Below are 18,592 nucleotides of genomic sequence, written 5' to 3'. Positions count from 1 at the left end.
CACCGATGCCCATAGCCGCTACCTTCTGCGCTGCCAGGCGCTGCCGCACACGGACACCGAGCATGTCTGGCCGGTGCTCGACGCCGCGTTCCGCGAGTTCGGGCTGCCCCGTTACATGCGGTCGGACAATGGCGCCCCCTTTGCGTCGACAGGCGCCGGCGGACTGTCAAGGCTGTCGGTGAAGCTGATCAAGGCCGGCGTCACGCCGGAACGCATTGCTCCGGGCAAGCCGCAGCAGAACGGCCGTCACGAGCGCATGCATCTTACCCTGTTGCAGGAGGCGGCCAACCCGCCGGCACACAGCCTGCGCGACCAGCTCAAGCGCCTGCGCGCCTTCCAGCAGCGTTACAACGAAGAACGCCCGCACCAGGCGCTCGACAATGCCACGCCGGCCGAGCGCTACCAGGCTTCACCGCGCCGTTTTGATGGCATCCTGCGCTCGCCGGACTATGGCGACCAGGACGTCCGCCGGGTTCGCCACAACGGAGAGATCAAACTCGATGGCAAGTTCGTCTACATCACCGCGGCTCTGGCGGGTGAGCCGGTTGGCCTAGCTGAATCCGAGGGCTGCTGGACCGTCAGCTACGGCCCGATCATGCTCGGCACCATCGCCTATCAGAGCGATGAACTCCGAAAACCAAAGCGCAAGCGCTGTGGACTTGGGGACAACGCTGCGCGTTGCCCCCAGGGTCCACAGCCCCAGCAACAGCAGACCTGAACGAAACGAGAATTGTGTTACCCATGTCGTCGGTTTGAAGTGTTACCCATGTCGCCGGTTGCTCAGAATGCGCGTCACCTACGCAACCTAAATCGGCTTGCCCGTGTACGGCATCGACGCCGTGAGGCCGCCATCGACCGGGATCGCCTGGCCGTTGACGTAAGACGCCTCATCGCTCGCAAGGAACAGTCCCATCGCGGCGAGCTCGTGCGGCTGGCCGGGGCGCTTGAGCGGATTGAGCTGGCCGATCTTGTCCGAGGTGCCGCGCTCCTTGGCGCGGTCGAACACCGGCTTGGTCATGCCGGTCTCGATCAGGCCGGGGCAGACCGCGTTGATGCGCACGCCAGTGCCGGACAGCGAATAGGCGGTGGTCTGCACCAGGCTGATGACGCCGGCCTTGCTGGCGCCGTAGGGATGTCCGCTGGCGCCGGCTTTCAACCCCGCCACCGACGCGGTGCAGATGATCGAACCATATCCCTGCTTGGTCATATGCGGGATCGAATGCTTGATCGCGAGGAACGGTCCGATCAGGTTGATGCGCAGCACCTCCAGCCAGTGCTCGACCGTCTGGTCGGCGAGCGGCACCAGGCCGCCGCTGACACCGGCATTGGCCCAGATCGCATCGAGCTTGCCGTATTTCGAAAGTGCTTTATCGATGACGCCCTTCACGTCGGCTTCGGAGCCTGCATCCGCCATCACGGCCTCGACGGTGCCGCCGGCCTCGCGGACGAGCTTTGCGGTCTCGTTCACGCCCTCGGCGCGGTCGACCGCGATCAGTTTTGCGCCTTCCTTCGTGAACAACAGAGAGGCAGCGCGCCCGATGCCGCTTCCCGCGCCGGTAATGATGACGGATTTGCCTTCGAGGCGGCCCATGTGTTTCTCCCTGATAGCTTTGCGTATCGGCGCTTGCCGCTGCGCGGAATTCAAACAAGATTTCAAACGCCCGAGTCACTTCAGACAAGTCACTTGAGACGTTATGTGCTCTGACGTAGGACACGTGCACACTATTCAAGGGGTCTTGTGATGTCCAATGCTGACAAGTCAAAGGTAGTCACGACGCGGTGGTGGTGGGTTCGGCATGCGCCGGTGCGCAGCGATGGCGGCAACATCTACGGCCAGAAGGACATTGAATGCGACACCAGCGATCGCGAAGTGTTCGACGCGGTCGCGAAGATCCTGCCGCGCACCGCGGTCTGGTACGCAAGCAATCTGATGCGCACGCATCAGACCGCGGAGGCGATCTGGGCTGCGGGCTTTCCGAAGCCTGCCAGCATGGCGAAGGAAGGCGCCTTCGCCGAACAGCATCTCGGCCGGTGGCAGGGCATGAACCGCGCGGCGTTCCTTGCCAGCCGCCCGGTCGGCAGCCACTGGTTCGCCGATATCAACGAGCCCGCGCCTGATGGCGAGAGCTTCATGGATCTCTATACCCGTGTCTGCCGTGCGATCGTGCGGATCAATGTCGCGGAAGCCGGCAAGGACGTGATCGCGGTCGGTCATGGCGGTACGATCAAGGCTGCCGTCGGTCTGGCGCTCGGCGGCCAGCCGGAGAGGGGACTTGCCTTCGACATCGACAATTGTTCGGTGACGCGGCTCGACCATTTCGCGAGCGCGGACACCAGCCTCTGGCGGTTGCCGATGGTGAACCAGCAGCCATGGATCGCGGACGCAAAACATGCCGCGATGCATCAGCCGGCCGGACCGGAAGTCGTGCCGGAGAACAAGCTCGCCTGACGCACAGTTGTCCGCGATGGCGAACGCTGCTTAGCTCGGAACCAACATCAAGACATCATTTGTGGGAGAGAAACATGAGCTTATTCGACATGAAGGGAAAAGTCGCCGTCATCACCGGCTCGACACGCGGTATCGGCCGCGCCATTGCCGAGCGCATGGCAGAGCATGGCGCCAAGGTGGTGATCTCCTCGCGCAAGGCCGATGTCTGCGACGAGGTGGCGAAAGAGATCAACGGCAAGTTCGGCAAGGGTACTGCAGCCGCGGTCGCGGCGAACATCTCGAGCAAGGAGAACCTTCAGAACCTCGTCGACGAAAGCAACCGCGCCTTCGGCAAGATCGATGTGCTGGTCTGTAACGCGGCGTCGAATCCCTATTACGGCCCGCTGGCCGGCATCTCCGACGACCAGTTCCGCAAGATCCTCGAGAACAACATCGTCGCCAACAACTGGCTGATCTCGATGGTGGTGCCGCAGATGATCGAGCGCAAGGACGGCTCGATCATCATCGTGTCCTCGATCGGCGGCCTGAAGGGATCGACCATCCTCGGCGCCTACGCGATCTCGAAGGCCGCCGACATGCAGCTCGCGCGCAATCTCGCCTGCGAATACGGCAAGCACAATATCCGCGTGAACTGCATCGCGCCCGGCCTGATCAAGACCGACTTTGCCAAGGCGCTGTGGGACAATCCGGAGAACCTGAAAGCCTCGACCGCGCGCTCGCCGCTGCAGCGCATCGGCATCCCCGACGAGATCGCCGGCTGCGCGGTGCTGATGGGATCGAAGGCCGGCGACTTCATGACCGGCCAGACGGTGGTGATCGACGGCGGTGCGACGATCAGTTGAACACACAGCGTCATTCCGGGGCGCACGAAGTGCGAACCCGGAATCTCGAGGTTCCGGGTTCAGCCCTGACGGGCTGCCCCGGAATGACAGCGTCAGTCCAGCGCCGCGTAGACGCCGTTCCTGACCAGCGTGCGGGTATAGTCGCGCTGGCCCGGGCCCTGCGACATGAACACCGCGAACAGCTCCTCGACCGGATCGATCCAGAAGAAGGTGCCGGCGACGCCGCTCCAGAAGAACTGGCCGACCGAGCCCGGAAACGGCGCGATGCCCTGATGGGTGCGCACCGCAAAGCCGAGGCCGAAGCCGTGGCCGGGTGGGACCAGCGTGCCCTGGATCTTCACGTGCGGGCCGAGGTGATCCGACGCCATCAGTTGCAGCGTCTTGCGGCCGATGATCCTGGTGCCGTCGAGCGCGCCGCCGTTGAGCAGCATCTGCGAGAAGCGGGCATAGTCCATCGTGGTCGAGACCAGCCCGCCGCCGCCGGATTCCATCGCCGGCTGCTCCAGCATGTTGAACAGCTGCACCTTCTCGCCGGTCCACGGATCGGTCGCAAACGCCTCGGCAAGCCGGGCTGCATTCTCTTCGCCGGTGTAGAAGCCGGTCTCGGTCATCTGCAGCGGCGCCAGGATGCGTTCGGTCAGGAAGGCACTGAGCGTCTTGCCGCTGACGACTTCGATGATGCTGCCGAGGAGGTCGGTGGAGCGGCTGTAGTTGAACTCGGCGCCGGGCTGGCAGATCAGCGGCATGCTCGCGAGCAGGGTCGCGTGCTCGGCATTGGTGATCTTGCGGCTGCGCAGCCGCGATTGCTGATAGAGCTGCTGCACCAGGCCGTTGCCGGTGTGGTCGTAAGTCAGGCCGGAGGTGTGGCGGAGCAGGTCCTGGATCGTCATCGGGCGGTTGGCCGGCACCAGCTCGAGCTTGCCGTTGTGCTCGACGCCGACCTTGGTCTCGGCGAATTCCGGGATGAACTTCGCGACGGGATCGCTGAGCAGAAAGTGGCCGTCCTCCAGCAGCATCATGATGCCGACCGAGACGATCGGTTTGGTCATCGAGAAGATGCGGAAGATGGTGTCATGCGCCATCGGAGCCCCCTCGGGGGCCTGCCGGCCGATGGTGTCGAACCAGCCGATCTGGCCGCGGCGGGCCACCAGCACGGTTGCGCCGGGGATGGTTCCGTTGTCAACCTCGCGCTTGAAGGTGTCGGACATCGCCTGCAGCCGGACGCTGGAGAGGCCAAGCTGCTCCGGCTTGGCGGAGGGCAGGGGTGGCGTCTGCGGGGCGGATGTCGGCCTGGGGGCGGTTTGCGCGGTCATGGTCTCTCCCGTTGCTTCTTGTTGTCGCGGCGTCGGGGCAAAGTCTGGCCGAGAAGTGTGATCTTGAACAGGGTGTTTACCGCTTCACCCTTGCATTCGGGGCATGCCCTGTGCTTCAAACGGCGCGAACCGGCGGCGACGCTTCGGTTCCTTAGGAGTGTAGCTCAATTGGTAGAGCACCGGTCTCCAAAACCGGGGGTCGCAGGTTCGAGCCCTGCCACTCCTGCCAGCATGTCGATATCTTGACGTTTCACCGCTCCCGCAGTACATACCCGCCACCTGCAGCCGGCCCGCGATTAAAAGGCGGATATCCGGCGCGGCTTTAAATCCCCCGAACACCGAGCCTGCTTCCCGGCTCATCCTTCGCGAGAGGGCTGGGCGCTCAAGGACTGTTCGGATTCCTGAAACACTTGAATCGTCTGACGACGGACGCGGACTTTAAAGAATGGCTTTCAGCCCGTTCAAATTCCTGCAGGAAGTGCGCTCGGAGACCGCCAAGGTCACCTGGCCGACCCGTCGTGAGACGACGATCACCACGATCATGGTGTTTGTGATGGTCGCGCTGGCGTCGATCTTCTTCTTCGCCGCGGACCAGATCATCCGCTATCTTATTACCCTCATCCTGGGCATCCACTGATGAGCACGTTAACGCAATCCATGGACAAGCGCTGGTACATCGTCCACGCCTACTCGAACTTCGAGAAGAAGGTGGCGGAATCGATCCGCGAACAGGCCAAGCAGCGCGGGCTGGAAGAGCTGTTCGAACAGGTGCTGGTCCCGACCGAGAAGGTCACCGAAGTCCGCCGCGGCCGCAAGATCGACGCCGAGCGCAAGTTCTTCCCCGGCTATGTGCTGGTGAAGATGAAGCTCACCGACGAAGCCTTCCACCTGATCAAGAATACCCCGAAGGTGACCGGCTTCCTGGGCGCGGAAAACAAGCCGATGCCGATCTCGGAAGCCGAGGCCATGCGGATCCTGCACCAGGTGCAGGAGGGCGTGGAACGGCCGAAGGCTTCGGTGTCGTTCGAGATCGGCGAGAATGTGCGGGTGGCCGACGGGCCGTTCGCCTCGTTCTCGGGCGTGGTGGAAGAAATCGACGAGGCGCGCTCGCGCGTGAAGGTCGCTGTCTCGATCTTCGGCCGTGCCACCCCGGTCGAACTGGAATTCGGTCAGGTCGAGAAGGTCTGATTTGAAGAGGACGTGGGAGGAAGGGGGCGGTCGCCAACCGCTCCCGGTCCGAACCACGGAACCTGAACCCGCCGGACAATGTCCGGCACAACAGGAGTGATACATGGCAAAGAAAGTGACCGGATACCTGAAGCTTCAGGTCCCGGCCGGTGCGGCGAACCCGTCGCCACCGATCGGTCCCGCGCTCGGTCAGCGCGGTCTCAACATCATGGAATTCTGCAAGGCGTTCAACGCCCAGACGCAGAAGGAAGAGAAGAACACCCCGATCCCGGTGGTCATCACCATCTATGCGGATCGTTCCTTCACCTTCGAGATGAAGACGCCACCGATGTCTTACTTCTTGAAGCAGGCTGCCAAGATCCAGTCCGGCTCGAAGGCGCCGGGCCGCGACAAGGCCGGCCAGGTGACCAAAGCGCAGGTGCGCGAGATCGCCGAGAAGAAGATGAAGGATCTCAATTGCGACACCGTCGAAGCGGCCATGAAGATGGTCGAGGGCTCTGCCCGTTCGATGGGTCTGGAAGTTGCGGGGTAAGGCGCCATGGCAATCGGAAAGCGTTTGAAGAAGGCCCGCGAAGGTATTGACCGCGAAAAGCTTTATCCGCTCGCGGACGCCATCAAGCTGGTCAAGGAGCGGGCCAAGTCGAAATTCGACGAGACCATCGAGGTCGCGATCAATCTCGGCGTCGACCCGCGTCACGCCGACCAGATGGTGCGCGGCGTGGTGACCCTGCCGAACGGCACCGGCCGCACGCTTCGCGTCGGCGTGTTCGCCCGCGGCGCCAAGGCGGATGAGGCCAAGGCGGCGGGTGCCGACGTCGTCGGCGCCGAAGACCTGGTCGAGAAGGTGCAGGCCGGCAATATCGACTTCGACCGCTGCATCGCCACCCCCGACATGATGCCGCTGGTCGGCCGCCTCGGTAAGGTGCTCGGTCCGCGCGGCATGATGCCGAACCCGAAGATCGGCACCGTGACCATGGACGTCACCGGCGCCGTGAAGGGCGCCAAGGGCGGCTCGGTCGAGTTCCGCGTCGAGAAGGCCGGTATCATCCAGGCTGGCGTCGGCAAGGCCTCGTTCTCCGAGGACAAGCTGGTCGAGAACATCAAGGCGCTCGCGGATGCTGTGGTCAAGGCCAAGCCGGCCGGCGCCAAGGGCACTTACGTCCAGCGCGTGGCGGTTTCCTCCACCATGGGCCCGGGCGTGAAGGTCGAGCCGGGCACGCTGCTCGGCTAACCGCCGGCATGGCGCATGATAAAGAGGGCGGGATCGGGCAGCCGGTTCCGCCCTTTGCTTTACGGCGTGGCGTAGCTTGCAGGAAAGAACAACAATGCCCGATAAGGTCCTGATCTATTCGCGCTTTCCCAAGGCCCAGTTCCAGCGCTTCGGCGAGCGCTATGAACTGTTGAACGCTGCCGGCAAGCGGCCGAACGAGGTGTTCTCGGCCGCGGAACTCGCCGACATCCGGGCGCTGATCACCGCCGGCGGCAGTGGGCGGCTCGGGGCCGACGCCATGGACATGATGCCGAAGCTCGGCGCGATCATCTGCTACGGCACCGGCTATGACGGCATCGATCTTGCCGCTGCCGCGAAGCGCAGCATCGCGGTCGGCAACAGCCCCGGTGCCAATGCGGCCTCGGTGGCCGACATTGCGGTGACGCTGATGCTGGCGGCGGTCCGCCGGCTGCCGGTCGCGGACAATTATGTGCGGAGCGGCGACTGGGCGGGGGCAAAACCATCGCCGATGATGCGGCCGCAGGCGGGCATGCGCGGCCGCAGGGTCGGCGTCTATGGCATGGGCGAGATCGGCCGCAAGATTGCCGCGCGCGTCGCCGCCTTCGAGACCGAAGTCGGCTATTTCAGCCGCAGCCGGCACGACGTGCCGTATCAGTATTTTTCGAGCCTCGAGGCGCTGGCCGACTGGTGCAGCGTCCTGATGATCGCGGTGCGGGCCGGGCCGGACAACAACCACGCCGTCAATGCCGATATCCTCCGCCGGCTCGGCCGCGACGGTTTCGTCGTCAACATCTCGCGCGGTTCCGTAATCGATGAGGCCGCGCTGCTCGCGGCACTGTCGGACCAAGCCATCGCCGGTGCCGGTCTCGACGTGTACGCAACCGAGCCGCACGCGCCGGACGCGCTCACCGCGTTGCCGAACGTGGTGCTCACGCCACATATCGGCGGCCACACCCTGGAATCGCATGTGGCGATGCAGGACTGCGTGCTGGCCAATCTCGAGGCATTTTTCGCCAGCAAACCGCTGCCTTATCAGGTTCGGCTCGCCTGATCTGTCCGCGGCCCGAATTTTGCTCTTGGCAAGTGAGGGCGGAGCCGCTAAATAGCGTCCTCCGGGCGTGCTGGCGGTCGCTGGCACGCTCGTGCTCGCATTCCGAAAACTTGGCTCGATAGGAGAGTTTTCCTTCCAGGCAATCCACTTAGATTGCTCGAAAGGAAGCGACCCCGTCGGCCCCGTTGGGATGAGGGCAGGGGCTGCGGCTTAAGCCGTTGGCCTCGATCCTGTCCGAGACTGCAGGCGCCCGCGACAAACTTCGGTTTTTCAACGGCTTAATCGCATGGCCTGCATAGACGGGTGAAAACCGGATTTGCTTCGCGCGGAGCCTTAAGCGGGCCTTGCAGAAGCCGACTTGGTTCGAACCTCGACAGCCCGCGGCCGAAAGGCCGACGGGAGGGCAGGCTTCAAGAATGTCGTCTTGCCCGGCGTGTCCCTCGGACTTCGGTCCCGAGGCATAAGGTTTGGGTGGGACGATGGGTGCAACCCGGCGGTCCCGCGCGAGCGAAAGACCGCCAACCGGAGAGAGCTTGCTGTGGAACGAGCGGCAAAGAAAGAGGCGGTCGAACAGCTCAACGAGGTCTTCAAGACCACGAGCGTTGCGATCGTTGCTCACTATTCCGGCCTCACCGTCGCCCAAATGCAGAAGCTGCGCATGCAGATGAAGCAGGCGGGCGCCTCGGTGAAGGTCTCGAAGAACCGTCTCGCCAAAATTGCTCTTGAAGGCACTGACGTCGCTGCCATCGGCTCCCTTCTGAAGGGGCCGACCGTGATCGCTACCTCCAACGATCCGGTTGCGGCGCCAAAGGTTGCCATCGATTTCGCCAAGGCGAACGAGAAGTTCGTCATCCTCGGCGGCTCGATGGGTAAAACCGTCCTGAATGTCGATGGCGTCAAGGCGCTTGCCTCGCTGCCGTCGCTGGACGAACTGCGCGGCAAGATCGTCGGCCTCATCGTGGCCCCGGCGACCAAGCTCGCCCAGCTCTCCAATGCGCCCGCGGCCAAGCTCGCGCGCGTCATTCAGGCTCATGCCTCAAAGGGCGAAGCGGCCTGACGCCCTTCGCAAAACTCAAACCCTGGTTCGAACCAAACGTTTAAGGAAACAGATCAATGGCTGACTTGCAGAAAATCGTCGACGACCTCTCGAGCCTCACCGTGCTCGAAGCGGCCGAACTCGCAAAGCTCCTGGAAGAGAAGTGGGGCGTGTCCGCCGCCGCTGCCGTGGCAGTGGCTGGTCCCGCCGCTGGTGGCGCCGCCGCCGCTCCGGCCGAAGAAAAGACCGAGTTCTCGGTCGTGCTGGCTGCGGCCGGCGACAAGAAGATCGAGGTCATCAAGGAAGTCCGCGCCATCACCGGGCTGGGCCTGAAGGAAGCCAAGGACCTTGTCGAAGGCGCTCCGAAGCCGGTCAAGGAAGGCGTCAACAAGGAAGAAGCCGACAAGATCAAGGCCCAGCTCGAAAAGGCTGGCGCGAAGGTCGAACTCAAGTAATGCGCGAGGCGGGGGTGCGCCCGGCGCGCCCCCGCCATGCAAAAGGCGTGCGACGGGTTGTCGCGCTACGGGTTATACACAAAAAAGTGTGGGGATTCGTAGACTTAACCCTCGAATCTCCATGATCGCCGCCCCATATCGGGGTGGCAGCGGAAAACACGGTTGGCGGCGGGGGCGGCAGGGCTTCCACGGGAACCGTTGGGAGACAGGCAGATTTCGGGCTTTTTCAGTCCGTGAAGCGAGAAGTTTTGACGGGCGGGTGCGTCAAGCGCCCCGCGCGTCCTTTTGCGTTTTGAAGGTGACAAGAACGAATTGAGGATTTGGTTCCTGAATTTGGCCCTTGTTCCTTCGAAACGAATCGAAATTCAACCCGGGCGCGGTGGCAGCCGCGCTCCGGAAGGTACGCCCCAAAAGGGCGGCGAAAATGAGAGGCCCCGATGGCGCAGCAGACATTCACCGGTCGCAAACGCGTACGCAAGTTCTTTGGTCACATCAAGGAAGTCGCGGAGATGCCGAACCTCATTGAGGTTCAGAAGGCGTCCTACAACCAGTTTCTGATGGTCGATGAGCCCCAGGGGGGGCGGGCGGACGAAGGCCTGCAGGCCGTGTTCCGTTCCGTGTTCCCGATCTCGGACTTCTCCGGCACCTCAATGCTGGAGTTCGTGCGCTACGAGTTCGAGCCGCCGAAATATGACGTCGACGAGTGCCGCCAGCGCGGCATGACCTTCGCTGCGCCGCTCAAGGTGACGCTGCGCCTCATCGTGTTCGATATTGACGAGGAGACCGGTGCCAAGTCGGTCAAGGACATCAAGGAGCAGGACGTCTACATGGGCGACATCCCGCTCATGACCATGAACGGCACCTTCGTCGTCAACGGCACCGAGCGCGTCATCGTCTCCCAGATGCACCGCTCGCCGGGCGTGTTCTTCGACCACGACAAGGGCAAGACCCACTCCTCGGGCAAGCTCCTGTTCGCGGCGCGCGTGATCCCCTATCGCGGCTCCTGGCTCGACATCGAGTTCGACGCCAAGGACATCGTGTTCGCGCGCATCGATCGCCGCCGCAAGATTCCCGTGACCTCGCTGATGTACGCGCTCGGTCTCGACGGGGAGCAGATCCTTTCGACCTTCTACAAGAAGATCAGCTACAAGCGGACCAAGGAAGGCTGGCGCGTGCCGTTCGACGCCAACCGTTTCCGCGGCTATTCCACGGTCAACGACCTGATCGACGCCGACACCGGCAAGGTCGTGCTCGAGGCCGGCAAGAAGCTCACCGTTCGCCAAGCCCGCCTGTTGCAGGAGAAGGGCCTCAAGGCGTTGCGTCTGTCGGATGAGGAACTGGTCGGCAATTACCTCGCCGAGGACCTCGTCAATCCGAAGACCGGCGAGATCTACGCCGAAGCCGGCGAGGAGATCACCGAGAAGCTCCTGAAGTCGCTCAACGAGCAGGGCTACAAGGACCTGCCGCTGCTCGACATCGACCACGTCAACGTCGGCGCCTATATCCGCAACACCCTGTCGGCTGACAAGAACATGACGCGCGAGGACGCGCTGTTCGACATCTACCGCGTGATGCGTCCGGGCGAGCCGCCGACGCTGGATTCGGCGCAGGCCATGTTCCAGTCGCTGTTCTTCGATTCCGAGCGCTACGATCTCTCCGCGGTCGGCCGCGTCAAGATGAACATGCGCCTCGAGCTCGATGCGCCCGACACCCATCGCACGCTGCGCAAGGAAGACATCCTCGCCGTCATCAAGACGCTGGTCGACCTGCGCGACGGCAAGGGCGAGATCGACGACATCGACCATCTCGGCAACCGTCGCGTGCGCTCGGTCGGCGAACTCATGGAGAACCAGTACCGCATCGGCCTGCTCCGCATGGAGCGCGCGATCAAGGAGCGCATGTCGAGCGTCGATATCGACACCGTCATGCCGCAGGACCTGATCAACGCGAAACCGGCGGCGGCCGCCGTGCGTGAATTCTTCGGCTCCTCGCAGCTCTCGCAGTTCATGGACCAGACCAACCCGCTCTCGGAGATCACCCACAAGCGGCGCCTGTCGGCGCTTGGCCCGGGCGGTCTGACCCGCGAGCGCGCCGGCTTCGAGGTGCGCGACGTGCACCCGACGCATTACGGCCGTATCTGCCCGATCGAGACGCCGGAAGGTCCGAACATCGGCCTGATCAACTCGCTCGCGACGTTTGCGCGCGTCAACAAGTACGGCTTCGTCGAGACGCCCTACCGAAAGATCAAGGAGGGTCGCGTCACCGACGAGGTGGTGTACCTGTCGGCGATGGAGGAGGGCCGCTACCGCGTCGCGCAAGCCAACGTGCCGCTGGATCCGAAGGGCCGCTTCACCGAAGACCTCGTGGTCTGCCGTCACGCCGGCGAAGTGTTGCCGGTGACCCCTGACAAGGTCGACTACATGGACGTGTCGCCGAAGCAGCTCGTTTCGGTGGCCGCCGCGCTGATTCCGTTCCTTGAGAACGACGACGCCAACCGCGCGCTGATGGGCTCGAACATGCAGCGCCAGGCGGTGCCGCTGGTTCGCGCCGAGGCGCCGTTCGTCGGCACCGGCATGGAAGGCGTGGTTGCCCGGGACTCGGGCGCCGCGATTGCGGCCCGCCGCTCGGGCGTGATCGACCAGATCGACGCCACCCGCGTCGTCATCCGCGCCACGGAAGATCTCGATCCGACCAAGTCGGGCGTCGATATCTACCGTCTAATGAAGTACCAGCGCTCCAACCAGTCGACCTGCATCAATCAGCGTCCGCTGGTGAAGGTGGGGGACATCGTCAAGAAGGGCGACATCATCGCTGACGGTCCGTCGACCGATCTCGGCGAGCTCGCGCTCGGCCGCAACGTGCTGGTCGCGTTCATGCCGTGGAACGGCTACAACTTCGAAGACTCGATCCTGCTCTCCGAGCGGATCGTGAAGGACGACGTCTTCACCTCGATCCACATCGAGGAGTTCGAGGTGATGGCCCGCGATACCAAGCTGGGTCCGGAGGAAATCACGCGCGACATTCCGAACGTTTCGGAAGAGGCGCTGAAGAACCTCGACGAAGCCGGCATCGTCTATATCGGCGCGGAAGTGCGCGCCGGCGACATCCTGGTCGGCAAGATCACGCCGAAGGGCGAAAGCCCGATGACGCCGGAAGAGAAGCTGCTCCGTGCCATCTTCGGCGAAAAGGCCTCCGACGTCCGCGACACCTCGCTCCGCGTGCCCCCGGGCGTGCAGGGCACGATCGTGGAAGTCCGCGTGTTCAACCGCCACGGCGTCGACAAGGACGAGCGTGCGCTGGCGATCGAGCGGGAGGAGATCGAGCGTCTCGCCAAGGACCGCGACGACGAGCAGGCGATCCTGGACCGCAACGTCTACAACCGTCTCGCCGAGCTCCTGGAGAACCGCCAGGGCATCTCCGGTCCGAAGGGCTTCAAGAAGGACACCAAGATCACCCGCGCGGTGCTCGATGAGTATCCGAAGTCGCAGTGGTGGCTGTTCGCCTCGCCCAACGACAAGCTGATGGCCGAGATCGAGGCGATGCGTAAGCAGTACGACGAGTCGAAGAAGGGGCTCGAGCAGCGCTTCCTCGACAAGGTCGAAAAGCTGCAGCGCGGCGACGAACTGCCGCCCGGCGTGATGAAGATGGTCAAGGTCTTCGTCGCGGTGAAGCGCAAGATCCAGCCCGGCGACAAGATGGCCGGCCGCCACGGCAACAAGGGCGTGGTGTCCAAGATCGTGCCGATCGAGGACATGCCGTTCCTTGAGGATGGTACGCATGCGGACATCGTGCTGAACCCGCTCGGCGTGCCCTCGCGCATGAACGTCGGCCAGATCCTCGAGACGCATCTCGGCTGGGCCTGCGCCGGCCTCGGCAGGCGCATCGGCCAGACCATCGACGCCTATTACCAGAGGCAGGATCTCAAGCCGCTGCGCGAGACCCTGAAGAGGATCTATGGCGACGATGAAACGATCCGCTCGCTGAACGACAACGAGCTGATCGAGCTGGGCCGCAATCTGAGCCATGGCGTGCCGATCGCAACCCCGGTGTTCGACGGCGCCAAGGAGGCCGACATCGAGGAGATGCTGAAGCTTGCCGGCTTCGACGCCTCCGGCCAGTCGACCGTCTATGACGGCCGCACCGGCGATCCCTTCGATCGCAAGGTGACGGTGGGCTACATCTACATGCTGAAGCTGCACCATCTGGTGGACGACAAGATCCACGCCCGCTCGATCGGCCCGTACTCGCTGGTCACCCAGCAACCGCTGGGCGGCAAGGCGCAGTTCGGCGGCCAGCGCTTCGGCGAAATGGAGGTGTGGGCGCTGGAAGCCTATGGCGCGGCCTACACGCTGCAGGAGATGCTGACCGTGAAGTCGGACGACGTCGCCGGCCGTACCAAGGTGTACGAGGCGATCGTGCGCGGCGACGACACGTTCGAGGCCGGTATCCCCGAGTCGTTCAACGTGCTGGTCAAGGAAATGCGCTCGCTCGGCCTCAACGTCGACCTGCACAATTCCAAGGTGGGACCGGCGCCGACGTCGGAAGCGGCCGAGTAATTTCGTGAAGGCGGCGGTGACGCCGCCTTTGCCGCCGTCATCGTCCGCCAACGGGTCCGGCAAAAGGCCGGCCCGATGACAAGCTCCGGCGGACGATCCAGTAACCCGCGGCTGCGGTGATTACTGGATGCCCCGCCTTCGCGGGGCATGACAGAAAAGGAATGCATGGGCCGACGAAAGTCGGCAGACGGAGAAGACCATGAACCAAGAGATTATGAATCTTTTCAATCCGACGACGCCGGCCCAGGTCTTCGACCAGATCCGGATTTCGATCGCGTCCCCGGAGAAGATTCTGTCCTGGTCCTACGGCGAGATCAAGAAGCCGGAGACCATCAACTACCGCACCTTCAAGCCGGAGCGGGACGGGCTGTTCTGCGCCCGCATCTTCGGGCCGATCAAGGACTACGAGTGCTTGTGCGGCAAGTACAAGCGGATGAAGTACAAGGGCATCATCTGCGAAAAGTGCTCGGTCGAGGTCACGCTGTCGCGCGTCCGGCGCGAGCGCATGGGCCATATCGAGCTCGCAGCGCCCGTCGCCCACATCTGGTTCCTGAAGTCGCTGCCGTCGCGCATCGGCCTTCTGCTCGACATGACGCTGAAGGATCTCGAGCGCATCCTGTACTTCGAGTACTACGTCGTGCTCGAGCCGGGTCTCACCGCGCTCAAGGACCGTCAGCTCCTGTCGGAAGACGAGTACCTGAGGGCGCAGGACGAATACGGCCAGGACAGCTTCACCGCCATGATCGGCGCCGAGGCGATCCGTGAATTGCTGAAGGGCCTCGAGCTGGAGAAGCTCGAGCTCTCGCTGCGCGCCGAGATGCAGGAGACCGACTCCGACATCAAGCACAAGAAGCTCGCCAAGCGGTTGAAGATCGTCGAGGCCTTCCGCGTCTCCGGCAACAAGCCGGAATGGATGATCATGACGGTCATTCCGGTGATTCCGCCGGATCTGCGCCCGCTTGTGCCGCTCGATGGCGGCCGCTTCGCGACGTCTGACCTCAACGACCTCTACCGCCGCGTCATCAACCGCAACAACCGCTTGAAGCGGCTGATGGAGCTGCGCGCGCCCGACATCATCATCCGCAACGAGAAGCGCATGCTGCAGGAGGCCGTCGACGCACTGTTCGACAACGGCCGCCGCGGTCGCGTCATCACCGGCGCCAACAAGCGTCCGCTGAAGTCGCTCGCCGACATGCTCAAGGGCAAGCAGGGGCGCTTCCGTCAGAACCTGCTCGGCAAGCGCGTCGACTATTCCGGCCGTTCGGTGATCGTGGTCGGTCCCGAGCTGCGCCTGCATCAGTGCGGCCTGCCGAAGAAGATGGCGCTCGAACTGTTCAAGCCGTTCATCTATTCGCGGCTTGACGCCAAGGGCCTGTCGACGACCGTGAAGCAGGCGAAGAAGCTGGTCGAGAAGGAGCGGCCCGAGGTCTGGGATATCCTGGACGAGGTGATCCGCGAACATCCGGTGCTCTTGAACCGCGCGCCGACGCTGCATCGCCTGGGCATCCAGGCGTTCGAGCCGGTGCTGATCGAGGGCAAGGCGATCCAGCTTCACCCGCTGGTCTGCGCCGCGTTCAACGCCGACTTCGACGGCGACCAGATGGCCGTGCACGTTCCGCTGTCGCTCGAAGCGCAGCTCGAAGCGCGCGTCCTGATGATGTCGACCAACAACATCCTGCACCCCGCGAACGGCCAGCCGATCATCGTGCCGTCGCAGGACATCGTGCTCGGCCTCTACTACGTCTCGATCATGCGCGAAGGCCTGCCCGGCGAGGGCAAGGTGTTCGGCGACATGGCCGAGCTCGAGCATGCCCTGCACTCGAAGGTCATCCACCTCCACACCAAGATCAAGTACCGGTGGGAGGGCCTCGACGAGGAAGGCAAGAAGAGCAAGCGCTGGATCGAAACCACGGCGGGCCGCGTCATGCTCGGCAACCTGCTGCCGAAGCACCCGAGGACTTCGTACGACATCATCAACAAGCTGATGACCAAGCGCGAGATCTCCGGCGTGATCGACCAAGTCTACCGGCACTGCGGCCAGAAGGAGACGGTGATCTTCTGCGACCGCATCATGGCGCTCGGCTTCTACAACGCCTTCAAGGCCGGCATCTCGTTCGGCAAGGACGACATGGTCGTGCCGGCGTCGAAGTGGAAGATCGTCGACCAGACCCGTACGCTGGCGAAGGATTTCGAGCAGCAGTACAATGACGGCCTGATCACCCATGGCGAGAAGTACAACAAGGTCGTCGACGCCTGGTCGAAGGCTGGCGAAGAAGTCGCCAAGGCGATGATGAAGGAGATCTCCTCGACCAAGAAGACGGCCAGCGGGGCGGATGCCGACATCAACTCGATCTACATGATGGCGCATTCCGGTGCGCGTGGTTCGCCGGCGCAGATGCGCCAGCTCGCCGGCATGCGCGGCCTGATGGCGAAGCCGTCGGGCGAGATCATCGAGACGCCGATCATTTCCAACTTCAAGGAAGGCCTCTCGGTGCTCGAGTACTTCAACTCGACCCACGGCGCCCGCAAGGGCCTCGCGGACACCGCGTTGAAGACCGCGAACTCCGGGTACCTGACCCGCCGCCTGGTCGACGTGGCGCAGGACTGTATCATCACGTCCAGCGACTGCGGCACCCATCTCGGCATCAAGATGCGCGCCATCATCGATGCCGGCACGGTGGTCGCCTCGCTCGGCTCGCGCATCCTGGGCCGCGTGGCCTGCGATGACGTGCGCGATCCCGCGACCAACGACGTCCTGATCGCGCGCGGAACGCTGATGGAGGAGTCCCATGTGGACGCCGTCCAGAAGGCCGGCATCCAGGAGGTGAAGATCCGTTCGGCGCTGACCTGCGAGCTCATCAACGGCATCTGCGCCAAGTGCTACGGACGCGATCTCGCCCGCGGCACCCCGGTCAACCACGGCGAGGCGGTCGGCGTGATCGCGGCGCAGTCGATCGGCGAGCCGGGCACGCAGCTGACGATGCGTACGTTCCACATCGGCGGCGCGGCGCAGATCAACGAGCAGTCGTTCGTGGAGTCGAACTTCGACGGCAAGATCGTGATCAGGAACAAGGCGATCGCCCGCAACAGCGAAGGCCACCTGGTCGCGATGGTTCGCAACATGGTGGTTGCGATCGTCGATGCCGACGGCACCGAGCGTGCGACCCATCGCATCCAGTACGGCTCGCGCATGCATGTCGACGAGGGCGATATGGTCAAGCGCGGCCAGCGCATCGCCGAGTGGGATCCGTACACCCGTCCGGTGCTCACCGAGGTCGAGGGTACGATCGGGTTCGAGGACCTGGTCGAGGGCCAGTCGATCTCGGAGACGCTGGACGAATCCACCGGTATCGCCAAGCGCGTCGTCATCGACTGGCGATCGACGCGTGGCGGCGCGGATCTGCGCCCGGCCATCGTGGTCAAGGGCAAGGACGGCAAGGTGATGAAACTGGCGCGTGGTGGCGATGCCCGCTACATGCTGTCGGTCGACGCGATTCTGTCGGTTGACGTCGGTGCGCAGGTGAAGCCCGGCGACATCCTGGCGCGTATCTCGACCGAGAGCGCCAAGACCCGCGACATCACCGGCGGTCTGCCGCGCGTGGCCGAACTGTTCGAGGCGCGCAAGCCGAAGGATGCGGCGATCATCGCGGAACTGGCGGGCACCATCCGCTTCGGCCGCGACTACAAGAACAAGCGCCGCATCTCGATCGAGCCGACCGACAAGACCGAGGAGCCGCGCGAGTACCTGATCCCGAAGGGCAAGCACATCCACCTTCAGGACGGCGACATCGTCGAAAAGGGCGATTTCATCGTCGAAGGCAATCCGGCGCCGCACGACATCCTGGCGATCAAGGGCATCGAGGAGCTCGCTGCCTACCTGGTCAACGAAATCCAGGAGGTCTACCGGCTGCAGGGCGTGCTCATCAACGACAAGCACATCGAGGTGATTGTCCGTCAGATGCTGCAGAAGGTGGAGGTCACCGATCAGGGCGACACCGACATGATCTCGGGTGAGCAGGTCGACAAGATCGAGTTCGACGCGCTCAACACCAAGGCCAAGGAAGAGGGCAAGAAGCCCGCGACCGGAACCCCGGTGCTGCTCGGCATCACCAAGGCGAGCCTGCAGACCCGCTCGTTCTTCTCGGCGGCCTCGTTCCAGGAGACCACCCGCGTGCTCACCGAAGCCGCCGTCAACGGCAAGGTGGACCCGCTGGAAGGCCTCAAGGAGAACGTCATTGTCGGCCGGCTGATCCCGGCAGGCACGGGCGCCTCGATGGCTCGGATCCGCGAAGTCGCCATGAAGCGCGACAAGCTGATCCTCGACGAGCGCGAGAAGCAGGCGGCGATCGTGCCGTCCGCGCCCGAAGCGGAGCCGCTGGCGCTGCCGCCTGCGGAGTAACACCCCGCAAAACTACGGTACTCACGAAAAGGCCGGCTTTTTGCCGGCCTTTTTGCTGCTCTCCTCTTGTGC

General features: G+C 63.7%; 14 protein-coding genes and 1 tRNA gene. 13 read left to right on the top strand and 2 right to left on the bottom strand.

Annotated features, from left to right (window positions below):
- On the top strand, positions 1-718 hold a 718-nt coding region (locus ACZYOF_RS10800; protein WP_463715741.1), incomplete at its 5' end, for an integrase core domain-containing protein.
- 87 nt (positions 719-805) lie between these two features.
- Here ACZYOF_RS10800 and ACZYOF_RS10795 read toward each other — a convergent pair.
- Positions 806-1,591, bottom strand: a complete 786-nt coding sequence (locus ACZYOF_RS10795; protein ID WP_463715740.1) for an SDR family NAD(P)-dependent oxidoreductase — start codon at positions 1,589-1,591, stop codon at positions 806-808.
- A gap of 150 nt (positions 1,592-1,741) precedes the next feature.
- Here ACZYOF_RS10795 and ACZYOF_RS10790 point away from each other — a divergent pair, with 150 nt between their 5' ends.
- Together ACZYOF_RS10790 and ACZYOF_RS10785 are read left to right on the top strand one after the other, a co-directional pair.
- Positions 1,742-2,449 carry a histidine phosphatase family protein gene (locus ACZYOF_RS10790; protein WP_463715739.1) on the top strand — a complete coding sequence of 236 codons (708 nt, stop codon included), beginning with the start codon at positions 1,742-1,744 and terminating at the stop codon, positions 2,447-2,449.
- 74 nt (positions 2,450-2,523) lie between these two features.
- Positions 2,524-3,291, top strand: coding sequence for an SDR family NAD(P)-dependent oxidoreductase (locus tag ACZYOF_RS10785; RefSeq protein ID WP_130582334.1), 768 nt, complete (start codon positions 2,524-2,526; stop codon positions 3,289-3,291).
- Between the two features lie 92 nt (positions 3,292-3,383).
- On the opposite strand, the gene ACZYOF_RS10780 is transcribed toward ACZYOF_RS10785, so the two are convergent.
- Positions 3,384-4,604: a serine hydrolase domain-containing protein gene (locus tag ACZYOF_RS10780; RefSeq protein ID WP_463715738.1), complete on the bottom strand. Its 1,221-nt coding sequence runs from the start codon at positions 4,602-4,604 to the stop codon at positions 3,384-3,386.
- 153 nt (positions 4,605-4,757) lie between these two features.
- Here ACZYOF_RS10780 and ACZYOF_RS10775 point away from each other — a divergent pair.
- From ACZYOF_RS10775 to rpoC, 10 genes are all read left to right on the top strand, one after another.
- Positions 4,758-4,833, top strand: a tRNA-Trp gene (locus tag ACZYOF_RS10775).
- 216 nt (positions 4,834-5,049) lie between these two features.
- Positions 5,050-5,241 carry a preprotein translocase subunit SecE gene (gene secE / locus ACZYOF_RS10770; RefSeq protein ID WP_016840554.1) on the top strand — a complete coding sequence of 64 codons (192 nt, stop codon included), beginning with the start codon at positions 5,050-5,052 and terminating at the stop codon, positions 5,239-5,241.
- Positions 5,242-5,261: 20 nt separating this feature from the next.
- The gene (nusG, locus tag ACZYOF_RS10765) at positions 5,262-5,792 is read left to right on the top strand and encodes a transcription termination/antitermination protein NusG (protein ID WP_130577520.1); all 531 of its coding nucleotides are present in this window, start codon (positions 5,262-5,264) and stop codon (positions 5,790-5,792) included.
- A gap of 103 nt (positions 5,793-5,895) precedes the next feature.
- The gene (rplK, locus tag ACZYOF_RS10760; RefSeq protein WP_282531866.1) at positions 5,896-6,324 is read left to right on the top strand and encodes a 50S ribosomal protein L11; all 429 of its coding nucleotides are present in this window, start codon (positions 5,896-5,898) and stop codon (positions 6,322-6,324) included.
- 6 nt (positions 6,325-6,330) lie between these two features.
- Positions 6,331-7,023, top strand: a complete 693-nt coding sequence (gene rplA / locus ACZYOF_RS10755) for a 50S ribosomal protein L1 (protein WP_130577509.1) — start codon at positions 6,331-6,333, stop codon at positions 7,021-7,023.
- Between the two features lie 94 nt (positions 7,024-7,117).
- Complete coding sequence (locus ACZYOF_RS10750; protein WP_463715737.1) at positions 7,118-8,074, top strand: 2-hydroxyacid dehydrogenase; 957 nt, start codon at positions 7,118-7,120, stop codon at positions 8,072-8,074.
- A 538-nt stretch (positions 8,075-8,612) separates the two neighbouring features.
- Complete coding sequence (rplJ, locus tag ACZYOF_RS10745; protein WP_130577507.1) at positions 8,613-9,131, top strand: 50S ribosomal protein L10; 519 nt, start codon at positions 8,613-8,615, stop codon at positions 9,129-9,131.
- Between the two features lie 56 nt (positions 9,132-9,187).
- Positions 9,188-9,565 carry a 50S ribosomal protein L7/L12 gene (gene rplL / locus ACZYOF_RS10740; protein WP_130577506.1) on the top strand — a complete coding sequence of 126 codons (378 nt, stop codon included), beginning with the start codon at positions 9,188-9,190 and terminating at the stop codon, positions 9,563-9,565.
- A gap of 437 nt (positions 9,566-10,002) precedes the next feature.
- Positions 10,003-14,121, top strand: coding sequence for a DNA-directed RNA polymerase subunit beta (gene rpoB / locus ACZYOF_RS10735; RefSeq protein WP_463715736.1), 4,119 nt, complete (start codon positions 10,003-10,005; stop codon positions 14,119-14,121).
- A 199-nt stretch (positions 14,122-14,320) separates the two neighbouring features.
- Positions 14,321-18,520: a DNA-directed RNA polymerase subunit beta' gene (gene rpoC, locus ACZYOF_RS10730; RefSeq protein ID WP_463715735.1), complete on the top strand. Its 4,200-nt coding sequence runs from the start codon at positions 14,321-14,323 to the stop codon at positions 18,518-18,520.
- Positions 18,521-18,592: the final 72 nt, after the last annotated feature.

It is taken from the genome of Bradyrhizobium sp. LeoA1Lang, from assembly GCF_055413685.1.
Note: the sequence above shows the minus strand (reverse complement) of the source record. Positions and strands in the feature narration are given on the sequence as shown.

Excerpts from the sequence above, each read along its gene's own strand:
- rplA (WP_130577509.1), top strand. The coding sequence starts at position 6,331 with ATGGCAATCGGAAAGCGTTTGAAGAAGGCCCGCGAAGGTATTGACCGC.
- ACZYOF_RS10750 (WP_463715737.1), top strand. The coding sequence starts at position 7,118 with ATGCCCGATAAGGTCCTGATCTATTCGCGCTTTCCCAAGGCCCAGTTC.
- ACZYOF_RS10790 (WP_463715739.1), top strand. The coding sequence starts at position 1,742 with ATGTCCAATGCTGACAAGTCAAAGGTAGTCACGACGCGGTGGTGGTGG.
- rpoC (WP_463715735.1), top strand. The coding sequence starts at position 14,321 with ATGAACCAAGAGATTATGAATCTTTTCAATCCGACGACGCCGGCCCAG.
- rplK (WP_282531866.1), top strand. The coding sequence starts at position 5,896 with ATGGCAAAGAAAGTGACCGGATACCTGAAGCTTCAGGTCCCGGCCGGT.
- secE (WP_016840554.1), top strand. The coding sequence starts at position 5,050 with ATGGCTTTCAGCCCGTTCAAATTCCTGCAGGAAGTGCGCTCGGAGACC.
- rplL (WP_130577506.1), top strand. The coding sequence starts at position 9,188 with ATGGCTGACTTGCAGAAAATCGTCGACGACCTCTCGAGCCTCACCGTG.
- ACZYOF_RS10795 (WP_463715740.1), bottom strand. The coding sequence starts at position 1,591 with ATGGGCCGCCTCGAAGGCAAATCCGTCATCATTACCGGCGCGGGAAGC.
- ACZYOF_RS10780 (WP_463715738.1), bottom strand. The coding sequence starts at position 4,604 with ATGACCGCGCAAACCGCCCCCAGGCCGACATCCGCCCCGCAGACGCCA.
- nusG (WP_130577520.1), top strand. The coding sequence starts at position 5,262 with ATGGACAAGCGCTGGTACATCGTCCACGCCTACTCGAACTTCGAGAAG.
- rpoB (WP_463715736.1), top strand. The coding sequence starts at position 10,003 with ATGGCGCAGCAGACATTCACCGGTCGCAAACGCGTACGCAAGTTCTTT.
- ACZYOF_RS10785 (WP_130582334.1), top strand. The coding sequence starts at position 2,524 with ATGAGCTTATTCGACATGAAGGGAAAAGTCGCCGTCATCACCGGCTCG.